This window comes from Ideonella azotifigens, from assembly GCF_021043325.1.
GTDB classification, from domain to species: Bacteria; Pseudomonadota; Gammaproteobacteria; order Burkholderiales; family Burkholderiaceae_C; genus Ideonella; species Ideonella azotifigens.
The window spans coordinates 160,586-179,772 of record NZ_JAJNKD010000003.1 but is presented as its reverse complement, the minus strand read 5'-3'; the positions used below and the strand labels follow the sequence as shown (position 1 = coordinate 179,772).

Below are 19,187 nucleotides of genomic sequence, written 5' to 3'. Positions count from 1 at the left end.
CCAGGGGGTTGGGCCGGAATCCAGCACTGGCAAGCCCTTCAACCCTCAACCCGGTGCCGCTGTACATACCGCCGTCAAGTACGGTGCAGCCCGTTCACCGGCCTGCGCCGCTCCGGCCGAAATCGCCACACCAGGAGCAACAGAGCCAGCCCCGCCGGCAACCAGCGAAGATCGGTCTCGACCGGTTGCCGCCAGGCGAGCTGACTGTCGAGCATCGCGCGCTTCAGCACGCCTGGATCGGTGAGGGGCGCATAGCCCAAGCCCATTCCGACGGCGAGCGACTGCAGGTAGTCGTCCTCGCGGCGCGACAAATGCTCGATGCCCTGCCCCACCCCTGGCCGCTGCACGACTTCATCGGCCGTCCAGAAACCGGCCGGGTTGCCATTTGAATCCGTCTTCGGAATCCGCACTGCCACTTCTCCGCCCACTCCGATCAGCCAGCCGCCGATTTCGCCGGGCGTGATGTCAGCCATCACCGGCAGGCCGGGTTCGCGCAGGGGCGGCGCCTCTTGTCCGTCGGTCAGGAAGATCACGTGGGTGTGCGGCTCCATTTGCTTGGCGGTGCGCAAGGCCCAGGTGACTCCCTTGCCGATGTTGCTCGCATTGGCCCAGCGCATGCGGCCATCGATTTGATCCAACGAAGCGAGCAGCTCTTCATAGTGGCCGCAGACCTCCACCGGCAGCAGCAGCACCAGCACGCGGTAGTCGGCAAACAGACTCCAGCCGATTTCGGAACCGCATGGCAGGGCGAGCAGCGCCTCATGCGCAGCGGCGCGGGCAAGCGCCAGCCGGCTCACCGGCAGGCCGTTCAGCTGCAAGTCCTCGACATCCATGCTTTGTGTGACGTCGAACGTCACCATGTAGCGGTAGGTGTCACGCGACAACAACAAGTGCGGTGTGCCCACGGCCAACATGAGCAGCAGCAACGCCGACGAGACGGGCCAGGTGGCGCGGTCGAATGCAGCGCGCAACCAGTTCAACACGAAACGCGTCGGGGCGTTGGAGGCAGGCCGTTCGATGCCGGCAGGAGGAGGCATCGCAACCGGGGGATGGACCGGCGCGTTCATGGCAAGTCGCCGGCCTTCATGCCGCGCATGCGCACGCGGCGCTGCTCGACTGGAACGTTCTCGTCGGCGAACGCCGCTTCGTTTTCGGGCGCGAGGCGCAGCGCGCGTTCGAGGTTGTAGCGGGCGTCCCACTCTTGCGGCGCGGTGCGCAGCAGTTCGCGATAGCGCTGCTTGGCGAGCTCAAGCGCCGCGACCGAGTCGCCAGGTGCGCCAGCCATGCCCTGGCGCAGGTAGACGTTGGCCAGGTTATAGAGCGCCACCAGGCGCAGGCCCGAGGGCGAATCGTCCTGGAGCAGTCGGCTGTAGAGCTTGATCGCGGCGTCGTGCTGGCCCGAAAGCGAGAGCACATGGGCCCGGGTCAGGCGGGCTTCGGGCAGGGCATGTGGGTCGGATATGTCGCTGGAGCTGGCTGCGTGGCTCGCTGCCTGCAGGCCCTGGGTCGAGGCCAGTGCCATCGCCTGGTTGACCGCCTTCGCATGCTGAAGCTTGAGCGCCTGTTGCAACAACATGCCCGTGAACACGAAGGCGACAACACCAAACAGGGCATGTGCTGTTCGCCGCTTCATGACCATCCCCTCACTTCGATCGATCGCCAGGCCAGCAGCGCGACGCAACACGCGAGCGCGATGGTGAACAGAGCACCGCTGTGATCGCGACGTGGTACGCGTTCGAGGAACGAAAGCGGCTGGTTCTGTTGGCGATCGATCTCGGCGACCGCTGCTGCCATGGCGCCCGCATCGTCTGTCTGGTAGAGGTGGTAGGGCGTGGCAAGCTTGCTGAAGAAGCGGTGCAGCGAGATTTCTTCGACACTCTCGTCGGCGTCTGCCGTGAGACCCTTCAGGTCGGCCGAGTTGTGGCTGGTGCGGATGTAGATCCAGTACACGCCGATGCGCTGGCGCGCCAGCCCGGCCTCGATCTTCTGGCGTGTGGGCGCGTCGAGTTGCGCGCCGCCGTCTGAGGCGATGAGAACGACGCGGCTGCCCGAGTAGGGGCGACCTTCGAACTGGCGGATCGCCATCAACAGGGCGCTGCCCATGTCGGTGTCGGGCAGGCCACGGCCGATGCCGGCAGCGGACAGGCCGGCAAGCACGACATCGCGCCGTTCGGTGAACGGCACCGTGGTCATGGGCCGGGTGCTGAAGGTGATCAAGGCGAAGCGGTCGTCCTGCCGCTTGGTGACAAACTGGGCGAGTAGTTCGCGGACGATCTTGCCCTTGGAGTCGCCGACTTCCAAGCCGCCCCCGGAAGAATTCCAGGGCCTGATGACGCTGTCCATGCTGCTGCTGCGGTCCAGCAGAATCAGCACCTCGGCGCCGCGGCCGGTGCGCTGTATCTGCGCGCCCGATTGGCCCGGACCGGCGAGCCCGACAACGAGGCTCGCCAGCGCCAGCACGCCGAGGGCACGCCATACCGGAGACAGAGCGCGGCCGACGCGGTCCACCGGCAGCCAGGCGAGGTTGGAGAACGCGAGCGCGTCGCTGCGCCGCCGCAGCATGGGCAAGGCAGCCAGCGGCAGAAGAAGCAGCATCAAGGGATGCAGGAAGTCGAGCGCCATCATGACCCGCCGTGGTGACGCTTTTCTGCGTCGCGCAACGCGAGGCAGAGGTCGCGCAAGGGGTAGGAGGCGTGGATGGGCTCGGTCGCGAAGAACCGTTCGCTGGAGCGTTGATAGAACGCCTCCAGTTGCGGCTGCAGTGCGCGCAGATGTGGCGCACTGGTCAGCAGCCCACCCAGGGTGCTGGCCGTGACCACGTGGCCCGCCGTGGCGTCGAGCGCCCGGTGAATGCTGAGCCACGCGGCGGGCTCGGCCTGAACTGCTGCCCTGTCGAAGCGCTGCACTTCGGCCCAGGCACGCGCGAAGGGCAGCCGGATCGCCTCGCGCCGGTTGCGCCACAGCCACCAGGCGAGCCAAGCCGCGAGCGTCAGTGCCAAGCCGGCGGCCAGACGATCGAAGCGCCGGCGGATCAGCGCCGTGGGCAGAGCGGCAACTTCGTGGTCAGGACGCATGGCCAGCAGATCGCCCTGCGCAGCCACGTTGTCTGGCGTCAGGGGACCCATGGTGATGGGCCACTCGGCGATCTGCCAAACGTTGCCCGACCGGCCCTTGAGCGTCAGCGCCGGCAGATTCGCGTTGGTGAGCGCTCGCGGCGCATTGACCACCTGGTAGTCGATCGCCAACCAGCGCTGGCCGGAGGCATCGGTCTCAAGGCGCGGCATTCGGCGGTCGAACCACGCACCGACGCGGCCGCTGGGCGCTGCCGCCGCAAGTTCGTCGTCACCGAGCAACAGGCGCTGCGTGAGCACGTCGCCTATCGTGTTGCCGAAGGCGCGCGGCTGCTGCACGGTGGCCGGGGCCGCGCCGGCAACGATGGCGACGCCGGCGGCCAGCGCGCCGGCGACGAAGACCAGGAACGAACGACTCACGCCACGTTCTCGAGGAAGTAGCGCGACAGCGCCTCGGACTCGAACGCGCCGTGCACCCAAAAGGGCTGGATCTCGCGCGCGCGAAACCGGGTGTCGATCTCGGCGCGGCGATTCGCCACCGCGGTGCGCCATTGCTCCCGAAGGGCATCGCGCATCCACAGCGTTCGCTGCGAGCCGGACTCCGCGTCGCGCACCGTGAGCAGCGCGCCACTGGGCGGCGGCTCGGTCTCGGCGCGGTTCCACACGACGAGGGGCACGACGCGCGCTCCGCTCAAGGTGTCGAGCACCTCTCCCAGCACGGCCAGCGGCCAGTGGAAATCCGACACCAGGAAGACCAAGGCCCGCTTGCCGGCGAGCCGACCCACCGCGTGATTGAGCGCGGCATCGACGCTCGTGCCGGTGTCGCTGGCGCGGCAATCGCGCAGCAGTCCCGACATCAGGCCCGCCATGCCGCGGCCGTGACGCGCCGGCAGGAACAGATCGTCGCGCAGTTCGCGGTCGAAGGCGAGCAGCCCCACCGCGTCGCCAACGCGGAACGCACTGTGGCCCAGCGCCTCCACGAAGTCCGCAGCGACCTGCAGCTTGGCACGCCCGCCGCCGAACTGCATCGACGCCGAGACATCGACCACCGCGTAAACCGGCACGGCAACGCGCTGCTTGTGATTGCGCACCAGCCACTGGTGACGCACGTCGCGCACGCTCGCGCGCAGGTCCAGGCGGCGCGGATCGGGGTGGTCGAACAGGCGGGCGTGGGTAGCAAACTCCTGGCCGGCGCCGAGGGTGGAGCCTGCATGCGCACCTGCCCGGTAGCCGCCGGTGCGCGAGCGCAAGCGGTAGTGGAATTCTTCCATCTCAGTACCGCCCGGCCGCCCGAAGGTACTGAGACGCGCCCTCGGGGGGCAGTGAGCGAAGCGAGCGTGGCGGTTTCATTTCAGGGCGCGGCCACCTTGTCGAGGATTTGGCGCACCAGTTCCTCGGCGAGTTCAGTGCGGCGCATCTCATAGACCGGGGTGAAGAACACGCGGTGGCCGAGCGCCGCCGGAACCACGGCGTGCAGGTCGTCAGGCAGCAGGTGGGTACGTCCGGCCAGCCAGGCAACCACGCGGGCGGCGCGCAGCAGTGCGCTCACGCCGCGCGCGCTCGCGCCGGCGAGGATCAGGCGGTCCATGTCCACCCCCGGCAGCGATATGCCGAAGGCCTTGGGCGTGTCGCTCGCCTGCCACAGCGCCAGCACATAGCGCCGGATTGCCGGGCTGGCCTGCACGCTGCGCTGGATCGTGGCGGCGATCGCGTTGAGTTCCTCCCACGGCAGCAGACCCGCTGTGACCTGCTCGATCAAGGCGTCCACGTCGTGGTAGGCGGTCTCGAAGACCAGCGCCTCGCGAACCGCCGGGTCGCTGGGCTTGGCCATGTTGAGCTCGAACATGAAGCGGTCGCGCGCGGCCGACGCCAGCTCGAAGGTCTCTTCCTTCTCGACCTTGTTGCGGTCGGCGTAGACGGTCATGTGCGGAAACGAAAACTCTCGATTGAAGGCCGAGACCGTGCGTTCGGCCATCGCGCGCAGCAACAGCGACTGCACTTGCGGCCGGGCACGGTTGATCTCGTTGAAGAAGAAGGTCGTCAGTTGTTCGCCATGCCGCAGCAGCGGCCCGGGGTCGATGCGCGGCTGGCCCTCGGCACTGACATAGGTGTGATAAACCAGGTCACCGGGCAGCAGATCGATCGTGCCCTCGACCCGCTCGAAAGCGCCGCCGACCGCACGCGAGAAAGCGCGAAGCACGGTGGTCTTGCCCACGCCCACGTCGCCCTCCAGCAGCACGTGACCGCGCGCGAACAGCGCCACGTTGATGAGCCGGATCGTGTCCGCCTGGCCGATGACGGCCTTGCCAACCTCATCTTCGAGACGCAGCGCAAGGTGGTGCCAGTCGCGAAGCGATTCGTCCGAACTCATGGTTGCTCCCGTGGGCGTGGGCCAGGCGCATGCCCACAATCGACGTCAGCGTAGCCGCTGGGTCCGAAGGTGTCTTGCCTGAAAATGGCCTTGTCGATTGCCTGACAGTCAACCTTTCTGGGTGCGTCGCATGAACGTTGCAGTGGAGTTCTCGACCTTGCTGGTGCCGCCGAACAAGCGCGTGGCGCGCTGGACTGAAGCCGCGTTCGACCGCTTCGTCGAGTCGGCGTTCGAGGTGCTTGACGAGGACGGATTCATTGCCACGATGCGCAATCGCGAGCTCGCACAACTCTCGCTGACCCGCATCGACTCGGCCGGTCACAGCCGTAAGCGTGTCACGCGTTCGCAGCACCAGGTTGCGCGGGCGGCCGAGGACTTTGTGCTCGTCAGCATCCAACTCGAGGGAGGATGCCGCGTGGTCCAGGGAAATCGCGAGGCGATCCTCGCACCGGGTCAGTTCGCCATCTACGACAGCACGCGACCCTACGAGCTGATCCTCGAAGAGGACTATCAGCAGGCGGTGCTGCGGGTGCCGCGCGCCGCGCTGTTGTCCCGACTCGGCGACGCCGATCTGACGGCGCTGGCGGTAGCGGCCGAGGCCCTGCCCGCGCGCATGCTCAACCAGATGGTACGTTGCGCATGCGACTCCAACGCACCGCTGTCCTCGGCACAATCGCTCGACGTCGCCGACGGCGTGATGAGCGTGCTGACAAGCGGCCTGCGCGGCCTGCAGGGCGAACCCGACGTGACCTCGGGGGCTGGGGCGAGACAGATCGCGCGGGTCAAGTCCCATGTCGCCGAGAACCTGGGCGATCCGCAGCTCACGGTCGGCCGGATCGCCTTGTTTCTGGGTCTGTCGGTCAGCTACCTGCACAAGATCTTTCGCTCGGAGGGCACGACGCTGGAGCGCTGGATTTGGGAAATGCGTCTGGCCGCGTGCCAGCGGGCGTTGCGCGATCCGCGCTGGTCGGCCCGGACCATCTCCGACATCGCCTTCTCGTTCGGCTTCAGCGACGCCGCACATTTCAGCCGGAGCTTCCATCGGCGCTTCGCCATCACGCCGCGCGCGTGGCGACAGGCCGACGACGCACCAGGGTCGTCGCGGCCAAGCGTTTCTGACGATGCGCGATGACCGCCGCACTCTGACAGGCCAAATCCTCAGAAGGCAAAGGGCTTGCCGCTCAGGCAACCGCACAGCAGGGAGGTGCTTTGCAGCGGTCGTTGGTGATGGTCGTGTTGTGGCCGACCAGTGCCCGCCGCGAAAGTCAGCTGCCCGGCCGCGCAGTTCGAGCGTCAGCTCGAAGGCGATGAGTTCGTGGGCCTGACAGTCACTGGACGACCCTGAGCGGTTCTTGGACTCGCCGATCTCGCTGCCGAAAAGCAGTCGATCATGTCCAGTCGGTCGTTGAGAGGGGCCAGCCAACTGTCCATAGGCCACACTTGTCGGTGGTCGGCATGCGACCGCCGTGGCCGCAAGTCACGGGCCGCCAGCGGCGCTGGGTCCGAGTCAGGGGTTCGGCTGGGGCACCAGCCGCATCACTGCACGGTCTCAGCACCGGCGCGGGGCCGCGCGATTGAGGCAAAACCATCCGTGGGTGGCAGTCATTGCTGACCGGCGATGACTGGCTTGACGGTGCCGCCAAGGGCAGGAATCCGGGAGAACACGCCAGCAATGAAATCCATGAACACGGTTGCTCGCGTCGGCAAAAGTCGATTGGCGACGTAGACGATCTGGACAGGAACGGCCGGCGCGGAGTAGCCCGTCAAGATGAACTTCAGGCGCCCACTCCTCAACCCTTCGTCGAAGAGCCATGCCGGGCCGTGGCCGATTCCCAAGCCTGCAATGACCGCCGCGCTGACCGCTTCAGGTGAGTTCACTCTGAGCCTGCCGGAAACGGGCACATCGGTCTCGCGAAAGCGCCAGGTAGCACCCGACGACAGCAGCGTGTAGATGACGCAGTCGTGGTCTCGGAGGTCGTTAGGCGTTTGCGGCACTCCGCGCTTCGCCAGGTAGGCTTCACTCGCCACGAACACGCGTTCGTAAGCGCCTATGCGTCGAGCCCGCAATGCGCTGTCTTCCAGTTGCCCGATGCGGATCGCCAGTTCTGTCCCTTCGTCAACGAGGTTGACAAATCGATCACTGATTTGCAGGTCCAGGGTCAGCTTCGGATAGCGCTCAAGAAAAGTCGGGACGTGCGGCAACACGAAAGCATGGGCCAGCGCGGTGGGGCAGGCTACCCGCAAGAGCCCTGAGGGATCGACGTTGCTCCTGAAAGACGACTCGGACTCGTCCACAGCATCAAGAATCCGCCGGACATCCGCGTAGTAGCGCTCCCCCTCAGGCGTGAGGGCAAGCTTCCGTGTGGATCGGTGCAGAAGCCGGGTCTGGAGGTGCTCCTCCAGCGCTGCGACGTAGCGGCTCACGTTCGGCTGCCCCAGGCCCAGGTCACGAGCTGCGGCCGTGAAGCTCCCCGTCTCCACGGCACGCGCGAAGCAGGTCATCAGCAGGAATCGGTCCAAGTGCCCCCCAATTAATGCCTGAAACGCATGGATGGTATTCAATCTGGCCATCTTATAGAAATGGAGGCATGGATGCACATTCTCCTTATCGGCCACGGTGGGTGGCCATCTACAGGAGAAAGTCATGTCACGCTTGCAAGGCAAACGCACCCTCATCACTGGCGGCACCAGCGGCATTGGCCTGGAAACTGCCAAGCAGTTTCTGGCCGAAGGCGCCCGCGTCATCGTCACCGGCGTCAACCCGGATTCCATCGCCAAGGCCCAGGCCGAACTCGGACCTAAGGTGCTGGTTCTGCGCGCCGACTCGGCCAGCGTGGCAGCGCAGAAGGACCTGGCACAAGCCGTCAAGAACCACTACGGCCAGTTGGACGTGGCCTTCCTCAACGCGGGCATCTCCGTCTGGCTGCCGATCGAAGACTGGACGGAAGAGATGTTCGACCGTTCATTCGATGTCAACGTCAAGGGCCCGTACTTCCTGATCCAGTCGCTGCTGCCGGTGTTCGCACCCTCCGCATCGGTCGTCCTGAACACGTCCGTCAGCGCGCATGTGGGCGCAGACCGCTCCTCCGTTTACGCGGCCACCAAGGCAGCGGTCCTGAACATGTCGAAGACGCTGTCGACCGAGTTGCTCGGGCGCGGGGTTCGCATCAACGCGGTCAGTCCGGGGCCTGTCGACACGCCGCTGTACGACAAGCTGGGCATCCCCGAGGCCTACCGCGAAAAACTGAACAAGGACATCGCGGCCACCATCCCGCTGGGCCGCTTCGGCACGCCAGAAGAGGTGGCCAAGGCCGTGCTGTACCTGGCCTCCGATGAATCCCGCTGGTCGATTGGCACGGAAATCGTGGTCGACGGCGGTCGCCTGCTCAATCGCTGAGCGCACAAGGTTCCGCGCGCCGAAGGCGCCTTGCGACTGGCACGAGTCGAAGGCGCCTTCCTGATCCCTGCCAACACAGACGCCCCATCAAGATGCTCACCCTGATCAGCCACCCGCTCTGCCCGTTCGTGCAGCGCGCCGCGATCGTCCTTCTGGAGAAGGGCGTCGCCTTCGAACGCGTCAACGTCGACCTGTCGGCCAAGCCCGGTTGGTTCCTCGCGCTGTCGCCCACTGGCAAGGTGCCCGTGCTCAAGGTTCCCCAGGCCCATGCCGAGGACGCGGCGCTTTTTGAAAGCGTGGTGATCTGCGAGTACCTCGACGAGACGCAGGGCGGCTCGCCGATGTACCCCCACGACCCGCTGACACGCGCCCGACACCGCGCCTGGATCGAGTTCGCCACCCAGACTTTCGCTGAAGGCTGGCAGTTCCTTCATGCGCGTGACTCGCAGGTTGCGGATGCGAAGCGCGCCAGCTTCCGTGAGCGCCTGGCCAAGTTGGAGTCGGAAGTCGCCGCAGGCCCGTATTTCGCTGGCGCGGCGTTCGGCATGGTCGATGCAGTCTATGCACCACTCTTTCGCTACTTCGAGCTGATCGACCCACCAGCGACGCGGCAAATCTTCGATGGCCTGCCGCGCGTTTCGGCCTGGCGAGAGGCATTGGCAGAGCGAGCCAGCGTGAGGAATGCAGTTGCCGAGGACTACGCCTCCCGCTTCCAGGCGCATCTCCACCAGCAAGGTGCCCTGCTGGCAGCGGCCTGATACCTATTTCATGCAGCCCAATCGAATCTCCAAGGAATCAGCATCACGAGCCGCCGGGTGGCCGCACACCTCCCCTATGCCCTGAGCCGCTCTGCCCCTTTCCCCCGAAACTCTGCCAGCCGCTCCGCGTACGGGTCCAGCGCGTCTTCTGGCCTGCCCAGCGGCAGCCCCACCACAGCGGCAAAGCGCGCAGGCGTGACCTGGCCCTGCGCCATCAACTCGTCCACCAGCGCCAGCAGCGCGCCGCGGTGGGTGTCGAGCAGCTTCGTGGCGCGGGCGTGCTCGGCCTGCAGCAGCGCTTCGATCGGGGCGTTGCTGGCTTCCACGTCGGTGCAGAGGTTCTCGTCATTGTTCATGGACACGTCGCTGCGGCCGATGCGCCCGCCGTGGCCGAAGTGGCGCAGCATGCGGGCTGCGCTTTCGGTGGCCTTGCGCAAGTCGCCTTCGGCGCCGCTGGAGCTCAGCTCAAGCCCAAAGACCAGCATTTCTGCGGCGCGGCCGGCGAGGCTGGTGCAGATCGAGTCCAGCAGGTTGCGACGCGACCAGACCTTGCGCGAGGTGTAGGCGTTGTAGCCGCCCTCGAAGCTGGCGACGTGGATCTTGATCTCCTGCGGCGCGCGGCCGAAGAGCAGCGCGTGCACCAGGCCGTGGCCGGCTTCGTGCACGGCCAGCAGCGCGCGGAAGTCGGCGTTGTTACGCTGGCGCAGGCGCGTGATGTCGAAGGGCGCGGCAATCGCGTGCGACTGGCCGCGCCAGTGTGCGATCAGGCTGCGGCCATCGGCCGTGAGGCCCACGCTGTCGCCGGCCTCGGCGCCGCGCTCCAGCGCCCACAGCGCGGCCTTGGCCAGGCCTGCGCCGAGGATGGCGTGCAGCGACGAGAACAGCGGCCGGGTGCCCTGCGCGGGGAAGACGGCGTTGGCGTAGATCTGCTCGCGAACGCTGGTGGCCAGATCGAAATGCAGGCCGCAGCGGCCCGCCGTATCGCGGGCATAGCGAGCGCAGTTCTGCTCAATCAACTGCTCGTACGCACGGCGCGACAGCGAGGGGTAGATGACATGCTCGTTGCCCAGTCGCGCCACCTGCTCGGGCTTGAAGCGCTTGTTGAGCGCCTGCTTCACGTCGATGACGCTCAGCTTGCCGGTGATGGCGTGGAAGGTGTCGGCATCGCTGTCGCAGTCGTCCACGCTGGTGGCCAGGTCCTCGTACATCTCGTCGAGGTTGCCGCAGACGAAGACCAGCAGCCGGCTGTAGTCCGTCTCCCACTGCTGCTGGCCGCTGTCGCGAAACTCGCGCAGGCGCTGCTGCACCTGCTCGGGCGTCCAGGCCATGATCTGCAGCAAGGGCTCGTCGAGCTTCATGTTGCGCTTGAGTTCCTTGGCCTCCCAGCTGCGCAGCTTGAAGCGCCGCTGAGCCTCGCTGGCCTCGGCGCGTTCGGCATCGAACGCGGCCTCGGCAAGGGACGACTCGATGTCGCCCAGCAGCGAGAGCGACGGCGGCAGCCTGCCGTCTGACAGCAGCGCCCAGACATCCTGGTAGCGCTCGACGCGCACCTCGGCGCGCTTGTTGTCGATGGTGCGGAAGCGCTGGAACTCGTCCAGCGCGAGGATGCCCGGCTCGCCCTCGCGCACGCCGGACTGCCCCAGCATGCCCGAGATGCTCTGCGCGCCGCGCCAGCCTGCACCGTTGGAGAAGCCGTCCATCTGCACTTCGACGAAGCGGTCGTAGAAGCCCAGCAGTTGCGCCAGGCGGCGCACCAACTGGGTCTTGCCGGTGCCGGTCAGGCCCCAGAGGCAGACGATGACGGGCCGCGAGACGAGCTCGGGCAGCAGGTACCAGGCGCGCACCGAATCGATGACGCGGTCGATGATGGCGTCGATGCCGAACAGCTCTGTCTTGAGCTGGGCGGCGACGTTCTGCAGCTGTTGGTTTTTTTGCGCCAGCTGGTCGCGCAGTTGCTGGGGATCATTCATCCCAATCCTCTCTTCGCAGCAGCGCCTGCAGCGCCACGCGGTCTGCACGGCGCTGGGCGCCGCGGCTTTGGATGTGTTGGCCTGCGCCACGCAAGCCACGCTGGCCGAGGGCACGCGCCACGGGGTCGCGCGCGCCAGGGCTCGTTTCGAGCACCAGCGTCATCGGCTGTTTCATGCGGCGCAGGGCCTTGACCCGCCCCTCCTCGAGGGCGCGGGAACGGAGTTGTGCACTCATTGCGGTTTCCGAAAAGCAATGCCCCGGCTCAATGGCGGCGGGGCTTGCTTGCCACGCGGTCTGAGGCCGAATCTGAAAAACAGACACGGTTCAGCCGGGGCGCGGGAACCGTGTTCAGTCGATGGTCGAAATGAACAAGGAGGACATAGGGGATCTCCGTGATGCGGGCGCTGTCGTGGGCGCTTCCAGCAATGGGGTGCGAATGATGAAGGCACTCGCCGCGGGTGCGCAAGCGGGAGAGGCCTTCTGCGTTGTGGCGCGCCAACGGCCGGCGCTGGCTATGCTGGCGGTCATGCGCCTGCCTTCGATCTCGCCGCTGCCCACCGGGCTGACGCTGCGGCCCGCCACCGATGCCGACCTGCCCTTCCTGCTGGCCCTTCGCGAGCAGACGATGACGGAACGGCTGCGCGGCGCGGGCTACCAGCCAACGGCCGAAGACGCGCTGGCACGGGTGCTGCTGTACTTCGAGGACATCCAGCTGCTGCTGTGGAAGGGCGAGCCGGCCGGCATGCTGAAGTGGCGCGACGAGCCCGAGGCCTGGCACATCGTGCAGGTTCAGCTGCTGCCCGCCCACCAGGGCCGTGGCCTGGCCAGCGCATTGTTGGGCGCGCTGTGCGCGCAGGCCTCGGCGCAGGGCCGGCCCATGCTGCTTTCGGTGCTCGTCAACAACCCGGCGCGCCGCCTGTACGAGCGCCTGGGTTTTCGTGTGACGGGCGAGGAGGACGAAGGACGCAGCCTGCGCATGTGGCGGGAGGCCTGAAGCGCGTTTTGTGTGCGAACGGTTCGGCGACTTGGCCTATAAACCGGACGGTGCGAAATTCCTCGCACCCACTTGCGCATGGAGCCGTTCTTGAGCCGCGTCATCGACTACCACCTCGCCCCGCACAGCCCCTGGACCTACCTGGGGCACGAACGCTTCGTCAAGCTGGCCCGCGAAGTCGGCGCCAGCATCCGCGTGCGACCCATCGACCTGGGCAAGGTCTTCCCGGTTTCCGGCGGCCTGCCGCTGGCCCAGCGTGCGCCGCAGCGCCAGGCCTACCGGCTGGTGGAGCTGCGCCGCATCTCGAAGAGCCTGGGGCTGCCGATGAACATCGAGCCGAAGTTCTTCCCGGTGGCCACCGGCCCGGCTTCGCTGCTGATCATCGCGGTCGACCTGAAGGACGGCACCGAAGCGGCGCTTCGCCTCAGTGCGGCGCTGCTGACTGCCGTGTGGGTGCAGGAGCGCAACATCGCCGACCCGGCCACTCTGGCCACCGTGCTGGCCGAGTGCGAACTGCCGGCCGAACGCCTGGCCGAATCGACCACGCCGGAAGTGGCCGCCGTCTACGAGCGCTACAGCCGCGAGGCCATCGAGGCCCAGGTGTTCGGTGCGCCCAGCTATGTGCTGGACGGCGAGATCTTCTGGGGCCAGGACCGGCTGGACCTGTTGGCCGAAGCGCTGGCCGGCCCGACCCGCGGCGCCTGATCCATCGCCCGGCCCGGGTTTCAGTCACCCACCGCCTGCTTCAGCGCCACAGCGCCCAGCCACGGGCAGGCGACGCTGGCCAGCGCAAGCAAGGCCGCCAGCAGTTGCAGCGCCGGCCCGGCGGGCTGGCCCTGCTGCGCCGCATGCACGGCCAGCGTGCCCAGCACCAGCGCTGGCGTGGCCAGCGGCAGCACCATCAGCAAGCTGAGCAGACCCGCGCCGCGCAGCCCGGCAGCCAGCGCTGCAGCCACGCCGGCCAGTTGCACCAGCACCGCGCTGCCGAGCAGCAACGAGACCATCAGCGCCGCCAGCGCGGCACCTTGCAGGTCGAACTGCAAGGCCACCAGCGGTGCTGCCAGCAGCACCGGCCCGGCCACCAGCAACCACTGCGCCACGAAGCGCACTGCGAGCGGCAAGGCCAGCGGCAGCTCGGCCGCCTGCGCCGCCAGCTGGCACTGGTCCAGCCAGCCACTGCGCAGGTCTTCGTCGAACCAGCGGCCGCAGGCCAGCAGCACCGCAAGCAAGGCCGCGGCCCACAACACGCCTGGGCCCAGCAGCGCCAGTGTCGCCGGGTCCGGCCTCAGCGACAGCGGGAACAGCGCGGCGACCATCACGAAAAACAGCGCATGCCGCGCCAGCTCGGCCGGCCGCTGCCAGGCCAGCGCCAGCTCGCGCCGCAGGATGGACAGGCAGAGGTTCATTGGCCGACTGTACCGACCCAGTCGGCCGGCCCCAGCCGCAGCGCCTCGCAGGCGGGAAAGCCTGCGGGCAGGCCCTGGTGCGCGCTCAGCACCAATGCGCCGCCGCTGGCCAGGTGCGACTGGGCCAGCGCACACAGCGCCGATTGGCCGGCGGCGTCCAGCGCGTCGAACGGTTCGTCCAGCAGCCACAGCGGCCGCGGCTGCAATGCCAGCGGTGCCAGCGCAAGCCGGCGGCGCTGGCCCGCCGAGAGCTGCCGCAGCGGGCGCTGGCGAGGGACCTGCATCTGGTCCAACCAGGCCTGCAGCACGGCATCGTCAACCCGCGCCGAAAGTCCCAGCCAGCCGCGCAGGTTGGCCAGCGCGTCCAGTTCGTCCGCCAGCGGCAAGGCGTGGCCAATGAACCAGGCTTCGCCGTCTCGCTCGCAGTGGCCGGCGGCCGGCGCGCGCAGCCCGGCCAGGGTGCGCAGCAGCGTGGTCTTGCCGCTGCCATTGGGGCCTTGCAGATGCAGCGCGCTGCCGGCCGACAGCGCCAGCGTCAACGGGCCCCAGAGCCGCCGGCCCTGGCGCACGCCGACCATGCCGCGCAGCACGAGCCGTGGGGGTGGCATCTCACGGCCTGTTTGCATCATCTCCCTACTTTAGCGGCCGCCTGCCCTGGCCCCGGAATGGGGCTGTGCAGCGCCGCGGTGCCGACGCAAACTACGCTCCGCTGCCACGGCATGGCAGCGGAGCCGATTGTTTGTGCCAATGAAGGAGTCGACATGCCCGAACCCTCTGTCCAGCCTTACCTGTTTTTTGCCGGCAACTGCGAAGAAGCCTTGGTGTTCTACGGCAAGACGCTGAACGCCAAGCTGCAGATGATGATGCGCTACAGCGACAGCCCGGAGCCGCCGCCCATGCCCTTGCCAGAAGGTTTCAAGAACAAGGTGATGCACGCGTCCTTCCACATCGGTGACTCGCTGATCATGGCCTCCGACAGCTGCGAGCCGGGCGCCCATTTCGCCGGCTTCACGCTGTCCTTCAACGCCAGGACCGAAACCGAAGCCCAGCGCGTATTCGCCGCACTGAGCGAAGGCGGCAGCGTGAAGATGCCCCTGGGCAAGACCTTCTGGGCACCCTGCTTCGGCATGCTGACCGACCGCTTCGGCGTGGGCTGGATGGTTGGCGTGCCGGGCGAACAAGGCTGATGGACGACGGCGCACTTTCCGAAGACTGGCGCCTGGCCTGGCAAGGACTGGGCCTGGCGCAGCCGAACGAGGCCTTGTTCAACCAGCTGCTGGCCCGCTACCGCGAGCCTCAGCGCCACTATCACACGCTGCAACACTTGGGCGAATGCCTCACGGCGCTGCAGGCCGCGCAAGGCCTGGCAGAGCGGCCGGCCGAGGTGGCGCTGGCGCTGTGGTTCCATGACGCGATCTACGACACCCGCGGCAGCGGCAACGAGCAGCGCAGCGCCGACTGGGCCGGCGAGGCGCTCGCCTCGGCCGGTGCGCCAGCCGAGGTCACGGCCCGGGTGCATGCGCTGATCATGGCGACCAGCCACACGGCGGTGCCGGCCGGACCGGACGCGCAGTTGCTGGTCGACATCGACCTGGCCATCCTCGGCGCCGAGCCGGCGCGGTTTGCCGAATACGAGCAGCAGATCCGCGCCGAATACAGCTTCGTGCCACGCTGGCTGTTCCGGCGCAAGCGACGCGCCATCCTGGCCTCGTTCCTGGAGCGGCAGCAGCTCTACAGCACCGGGTTCTTCCACGACAGGCTGGAAGCGCGGGCCAGGCTGAACCTGGCGCAGGCCATTGGCTGAAGCCGCCAGCAGGCCGGCCAGGTAGGCGCATTCCTACGCCCGAATGGGCGCTGCACGCGCGAACGGCCCACACGGCTGGCCCCAGGATTCGCTGCAGTAGCAGCTTCAGCGCTGCGTGCCGTTCCCTGGCGGCTCGCAGCGCTGCTTGTGCGCCTTGCAGCCTGTGACCTGACTGTTGTTGCCATGCCCTCCAGCCTGACTTCGTCCACGCCTCGTGCTGCCCGCCCGCCGCGCAGTTCAGCCCCCCTCGATGCTGCAGACGCTGCACCCGGCCTGCCCACCGAGGCCATGCGCACGCTGCGCAAGGTCTTCGGCCTGCGCCGCTTGCGGCCGGGGCAGGAAGAGGTGATGCAACGCGTGCTGGCCGGCCTGTCGACGCTGGCGGTGATGCCGACTGGCGCCGGCAAGTCGCTGTGCTACCAGTTGCCCGCCGTGCTGTCGGACAGGATGACGCTGGTCATCTCGCCGCTGATCGCGCTGATGAAGGACCAGTGCGACACGCTGAACGCGCTGGGCGTGCCGGCCGTGCGCCTGCATTCCGGCGTGGACGTGGCGGCGCTCGAAGAGGCCGAGCAGGCAGTGGCCAGCGGCACGGCCCGCGTCGTCTTCACGACGCCCGAGCGCGCCGGCGAGCCATCGTTTCGCGAGTTGCTGAGCAGCGTCGGGCCGGCGCGCCTGGGGCTGATGGTGGTGGACGAGGCGCACTGCATTGCCCAGTGGGGCCACGACTTCCGGCCGGCCTTTGCCGAGCTGGGCGCACTGCGCCAGGCGCTGGGCGTGCCGGTGCTGGCGCTGACGGCCACTGCCGCTTCACCGGTGCAGCGCGAGATCTGCCGCGCGCTGCAGATCCCAGCGGCAGGCGTGCTGTGCACCGGTGTCTACCGGGCCAACCTGGACTACCGGGTCGAGCTGGTCGACGAGGAGGCCACCCGGCTGCGCCGCATCCAGGCGCTGGTGCATGACAGCGAAGGCCCTGGCATCGTCTACGCCAGCACCGTGCGCAGCGCCAAGCAGCTGCACGCGATGCTGGCCGAGGCCGACGAGGACGTGGCGCTGTACCACGGCCAGATGGGCGCAGCCGAGCGCACCCGCAGCCAGGATGCCTTCATGCAGGGCCAGGTGCGCGTGATGGTGGCCACGCCGGCCTTCGGCATGGGCATCGACAAGTCCGACATCCGCTTTGTGGTGCATGCCCAGCTGCCATCGTCCCTGGACGCCTATTACCAGGAGAGCGGCCGCGCCGGCCGCGACGGCGAAACGGCCACCTGCACGCTGATGTTCCTGCGCGCCGACCGCGCGGTGCAGCGCTTTTTCCTGGTCGGCCGCTACCCGTCGAAAAACGACGTGCGCGCACTGTGGCAGACGCTGACCCAGGGACCGCCCGACGGCTGGCTGACCAGCGCGCTGCGCGACGCGGTGGACGCACCACTGGCCAAGACACGCCAGGTGCTCAATGCGCTGCGCGGCCTGCGCCTGGTGCGCCTGGGCCGCGACGGCAGGGTGACGGTGGACGCCAGCCATTCGGTGGCCGAGGTGGTGGAACAGGTGGCGGAGAGCTACGACCAGCGAAAGAACCAGGACCGCCAGCGCCTGGACACGATGATGGACTACGCCCAGTCAGGCGGCTGCCGCTGGCAGATGCTGCTGGCCCACTTCGACCAACCGCTGCCGGAGTCGGAAAATGGCCGCTGCGGCCATTGCGACAGCTGCCTGCGGCTGCAGGCCCTGGCTGACATCCAACCCGAAGAACCGGCGACCTTTCCTGCGGACACCGCCGCCCAAGCGCCAGCCCCTGCCGAGCGCCAGCCGCTGGCGGTTGGCGACTGGGTCGAGGTCAAGCGCCATGGCAGCGGCGAAGTCATTGCGCTGGCCGGCGAGGTGGTGCGCATCCGCTTCCCGGCCCAGCGCCGGCCGCGCGAATTCCACGCCGATTTCGTGCAGCCGGCCGCCGCACCACGGGTGGCCGCGTAAGCCTTTGTTGCACTGCACCCCGCGTCCTACAGGGTTGTCGGCCTGCACCGATTGCCGACATCGCCGCCGAGCCCTAGTCTAGGCACTCGACCAACCCTGCAGGAGCAATGACATGAGCAAGCTACACGGCAAAGTGGTGGGTGATGTGAGCTACCGCGAAGGCGACGGCATGGACATGAAGATCCCGCAAGGCAATTGCGAGATCGAGGAAACCAAGCTGGACGTCACCCTGGGCTGGCAGGACGGCGATGCACGCGGCTCAGCGGCCATCCCGCTGCCGGACTTCCAGCGCTATGTGGACAGCGGCGCCCTGGTGGTCGAAGCCTACACAGCGGAAGAAGAGGCAGCGCACGCCTGAGGCGCAGCGGCCGCCTTCAGTTCCGGCGTGCTGCCAGCTGGCGACCATCGGCCGTCAGCAGCAGCAACTCGCCCTTGGGCGAGAAGTCGAAGCGGTTGACGGCCTTGAGCAGGGCCAGCAGCCTGTCCTCCTGAGCCATCACCGTCGGTGCGCAGGCCATCATCGTCACAGCAGGCGGGTTCAGCAGCAGGTTCTCGCTGCCCAGGCGCCAGGCGCCGGTGAAGTGGTTGCATGAGGCCAGGCCGGTGAAGCGGCCCTCGGGCGTGAAACGCAGCGTGGCCCGGCTGCGGTCGATCAGCGGCTGGCCCTGCAGGCTCACCACCAGCCATTCCGGCCCCAGCAACAGGCTGGCCGCCTCGCCGCCGCAACCGCGCCAGCGCGCATCGCCCCAGCGCACGCTCACGCCATCGGGTCTCGGCATGCCGCTCATGCTGTCGCGGCACAGCCCGGGCGTGGCGGTCAGTTCCAGCGGTTTGCCATTGACCTCGGCCTGCCAGCGGCGCGCCGTGCCGGCCCACTCGGGCGGCGGCTGCACCCAACTCAACGGCGGCTGCAAAGCCAGGCGCATCACGCCTTGCTCGCCGAGGTCGATGCGCCATTCCGGCTCGTGCCCGGTCGCCTGGTAGGGCTGCACCGGCGCAGGTGGCGGGGGCACCGGCGCGGTGCCGCCCTTGTCGCCGCCCAGCCAGCCGCCGACCAGCGGCACATGCGTGCAACCGGCAAGGGACAGCATGAGGCCGGACATCCACGCAACGCGCACCGCGCGAGCAGAGAGGTGGCCGGCGGAGCCAAAGATGGGGAACTCAGAACTTCTCATGCTATGCAGCGCCGATCCGGTGAAGCCTAGGGCCGGACGAGCGCTTTCCGGATGATGCACGATCAATGCCACGCCCGGAGTGACCAAGCATGTCACTTCGCGAACCAATCCGGCCCGTCACCTCAGGGAAACCCGTGTTCATAGGTCGGCGCCCGCCTGCCCCACGGTCAAGGACAGCCCCGCTCGCTGGGCAGGCGTCCGTCGGAAGGTCAGAGGTCAACGATGATTCCGCCCCGCGACGGCTTGCAGCAAGAGCGCATGGCCATGCC

The 19,187-nt window shown here is 67.8% G+C and carries 21 protein-coding genes; 9 read left to right on the top strand and 12 right to left on the bottom strand.

The annotated features are described in order from the left end of the window. Positions 1-74 precede the first annotated feature (74 nt). The 6 genes from LRH25_RS08915 to LRH25_RS08890 all read right to left on the bottom strand — a co-directional run bounded on the left by LRH25_RS08915 (position 75) and on the right by LRH25_RS08890 (position 5,442). Positions 75-1,067: an MxaL protein gene (locus LRH25_RS08915; RefSeq protein ID WP_231011003.1), complete on the bottom strand. Its 993-nt coding sequence runs from the start codon at positions 1,065-1,067 to the stop codon at positions 75-77. Beyond that, entirely contained in the window at positions 1,064-1,633 is a 570-nt protein-coding gene (locus tag LRH25_RS08910; RefSeq protein ID WP_141286777.1) for a tetratricopeptide repeat protein, read from the bottom strand. Before LRH25_RS08910 ends, LRH25_RS08915 begins: the two co-directional genes overlap by 4 nt. Then, positions 1,630-2,625: a vWA domain-containing protein gene (locus LRH25_RS08905; RefSeq protein ID WP_310733312.1), complete on the bottom strand. Its 996-nt coding sequence runs from the start codon at positions 2,623-2,625 to the stop codon at positions 1,630-1,632. The genes LRH25_RS08910 and LRH25_RS08905 overlap by 4 nt, the downstream gene beginning before the upstream one ends. Further along, complete coding sequence (locus tag LRH25_RS08900) at positions 2,622-3,491, bottom strand: hypothetical protein (RefSeq protein ID WP_231011002.1); 870 nt, start codon at positions 3,489-3,491, stop codon at positions 2,622-2,624. Before LRH25_RS08900 ends, LRH25_RS08905 begins: the two co-directional genes overlap by 4 nt. Next, positions 3,488-4,342, bottom strand: a complete 855-nt coding sequence (locus LRH25_RS08895; protein WP_141286780.1) for a DUF58 domain-containing protein — start codon at positions 4,340-4,342, stop codon at positions 3,488-3,490. The genes LRH25_RS08900 and LRH25_RS08895 overlap by 4 nt, the downstream gene beginning before the upstream one ends. Positions 4,343-4,422: 80 nt before the next feature. Then, entirely contained in the window at positions 4,423-5,442 is a 1,020-nt protein-coding gene (locus LRH25_RS08890) for an AAA family ATPase (RefSeq protein ID WP_141286781.1), read from the bottom strand. Positions 5,443-5,572: 130 nt separating this feature from the next. On the opposite strand from LRH25_RS08890, the gene LRH25_RS08885 reads away from it, so the two are divergent. Beyond that, entirely contained in the window at positions 5,573-6,574 is a 1,002-nt protein-coding gene (locus tag LRH25_RS08885; protein WP_141286782.1) for an AraC-like ligand-binding domain-containing protein, read from the top strand. A 470-nt stretch (positions 6,575-7,044) separates the two neighbouring features. Here the strand turns inward: LRH25_RS08885 and LRH25_RS08880 are convergent, their stop codons facing one another. Then, positions 7,045-7,944 carry a LysR family transcriptional regulator gene (locus tag LRH25_RS08880; RefSeq protein WP_141286786.1) on the bottom strand — a complete coding sequence of 300 codons (900 nt, stop codon included), beginning with the start codon at positions 7,942-7,944 and terminating at the stop codon, positions 7,045-7,047. A 142-nt stretch (positions 7,945-8,086) separates the two neighbouring features. On the opposite strand from LRH25_RS08880, the gene LRH25_RS08875 reads away from it, so the two are divergent. Together LRH25_RS08875 and LRH25_RS08870 are read left to right on the top strand one after the other, a co-directional pair. After that, complete coding sequence (locus tag LRH25_RS08875; protein WP_141286783.1) at positions 8,087-8,839, top strand: SDR family oxidoreductase; 753 nt, start codon at positions 8,087-8,089, stop codon at positions 8,837-8,839. A gap of 92 nt (positions 8,840-8,931) precedes the next feature. Continuing rightward, a complete protein-coding gene (locus LRH25_RS08870; RefSeq protein ID WP_141286784.1) occupies positions 8,932-9,597 on the top strand; it encodes a glutathione S-transferase family protein in 666 nt (221 codons plus the stop codon). A gap of 74 nt (positions 9,598-9,671) precedes the next feature. On the opposite strand, the gene LRH25_RS08865 is transcribed toward LRH25_RS08870, so the two are convergent. Beyond that, positions 9,672-11,567 carry an AAA family ATPase gene (locus LRH25_RS08865; RefSeq protein ID WP_231011001.1) on the bottom strand — a complete coding sequence of 632 codons (1,896 nt, stop codon included), beginning with the start codon at positions 11,565-11,567 and terminating at the stop codon, positions 9,672-9,674. Next, positions 11,560-11,802: a hypothetical protein gene (locus LRH25_RS08860; protein WP_141290789.1), complete on the bottom strand. Its 243-nt coding sequence runs from the start codon at positions 11,800-11,802 to the stop codon at positions 11,560-11,562. Before LRH25_RS08860 ends, LRH25_RS08865 begins: the two co-directional genes overlap by 8 nt. A 292-nt stretch (positions 11,803-12,094) precedes the next feature. Between LRH25_RS08860 and LRH25_RS08855 the strand changes: the two genes are divergently transcribed. Beyond that, complete coding sequence (locus LRH25_RS08855; RefSeq protein WP_170201095.1) at positions 12,095-12,562, top strand: GNAT family N-acetyltransferase; 468 nt, start codon at positions 12,095-12,097, stop codon at positions 12,560-12,562. Between the two features lie 90 nt (positions 12,563-12,652). Then, entirely contained in the window at positions 12,653-13,267 is a 615-nt protein-coding gene (locus LRH25_RS08850; protein ID WP_231011000.1) for a 2-hydroxychromene-2-carboxylate isomerase, read from the top strand. Between the two features lie 20 nt (positions 13,268-13,287). Here LRH25_RS08850 and LRH25_RS08845 read toward each other — a convergent pair whose 3' ends face one another. Both LRH25_RS08845 and ccmA read right to left on the bottom strand, forming a co-directional pair. Then, on the bottom strand, positions 13,288-13,968 hold the full coding sequence (locus LRH25_RS08845; protein WP_231010999.1) for a heme exporter protein CcmB: 681 nt from the start codon (positions 13,966-13,968) through the stop codon (positions 13,288-13,290). Further along, a complete protein-coding gene (gene ccmA, locus LRH25_RS08840) occupies positions 13,965-14,576 on the bottom strand; it encodes a heme ABC exporter ATP-binding protein CcmA (RefSeq protein ID WP_231010998.1) in 612 nt (203 codons plus the stop codon). The genes LRH25_RS08845 and ccmA overlap by 4 nt, the downstream gene beginning before the upstream one ends. Before the next feature lie 153 nt (positions 14,577-14,729). Between ccmA and LRH25_RS08835 the strand changes: the two genes are divergently transcribed. The 4 genes from LRH25_RS08835 to LRH25_RS08820 all read left to right on the top strand — a co-directional run bounded on the left by LRH25_RS08835 (position 14,730) and on the right by LRH25_RS08820 (position 18,101). After that, on the top strand, positions 14,730-15,155 hold the full coding sequence (locus tag LRH25_RS08835) for a VOC family protein (RefSeq protein ID WP_231010997.1): 426 nt from the start codon (positions 14,730-14,732) through the stop codon (positions 15,153-15,155). Further along, complete coding sequence (locus LRH25_RS08830) at positions 15,155-15,772, top strand: HD domain-containing protein (protein ID WP_231010996.1); 618 nt, start codon at positions 15,155-15,157, stop codon at positions 15,770-15,772. The genes LRH25_RS08835 and LRH25_RS08830 overlap by 1 nt, the downstream gene beginning before the upstream one ends. A 183-nt stretch (positions 15,773-15,955) precedes the next feature. After that, positions 15,956-17,743 (top strand): RecQ family ATP-dependent DNA helicase, encoded by a 1,788-nt coding sequence (locus tag LRH25_RS08825; RefSeq protein ID WP_231010995.1) that lies wholly within the window; start codon positions 15,956-15,958, stop codon positions 17,741-17,743. A gap of 112 nt (positions 17,744-17,855) precedes the next feature. Continuing rightward, positions 17,856-18,101, top strand: coding sequence for a hypothetical protein (locus LRH25_RS08820; RefSeq protein WP_141291481.1), 246 nt, complete (start codon positions 17,856-17,858; stop codon positions 18,099-18,101). 16 nt (positions 18,102-18,117) lie between these two features. Here LRH25_RS08820 and LRH25_RS08815 read toward each other — a convergent pair whose 3' ends face one another. Beyond that, positions 18,118-18,834, bottom strand: coding sequence for an META domain-containing protein (locus LRH25_RS08815; protein ID WP_231010994.1), 717 nt, complete (start codon positions 18,832-18,834; stop codon positions 18,118-18,120). Positions 18,835-19,187: the final 353 nt, after the last annotated feature.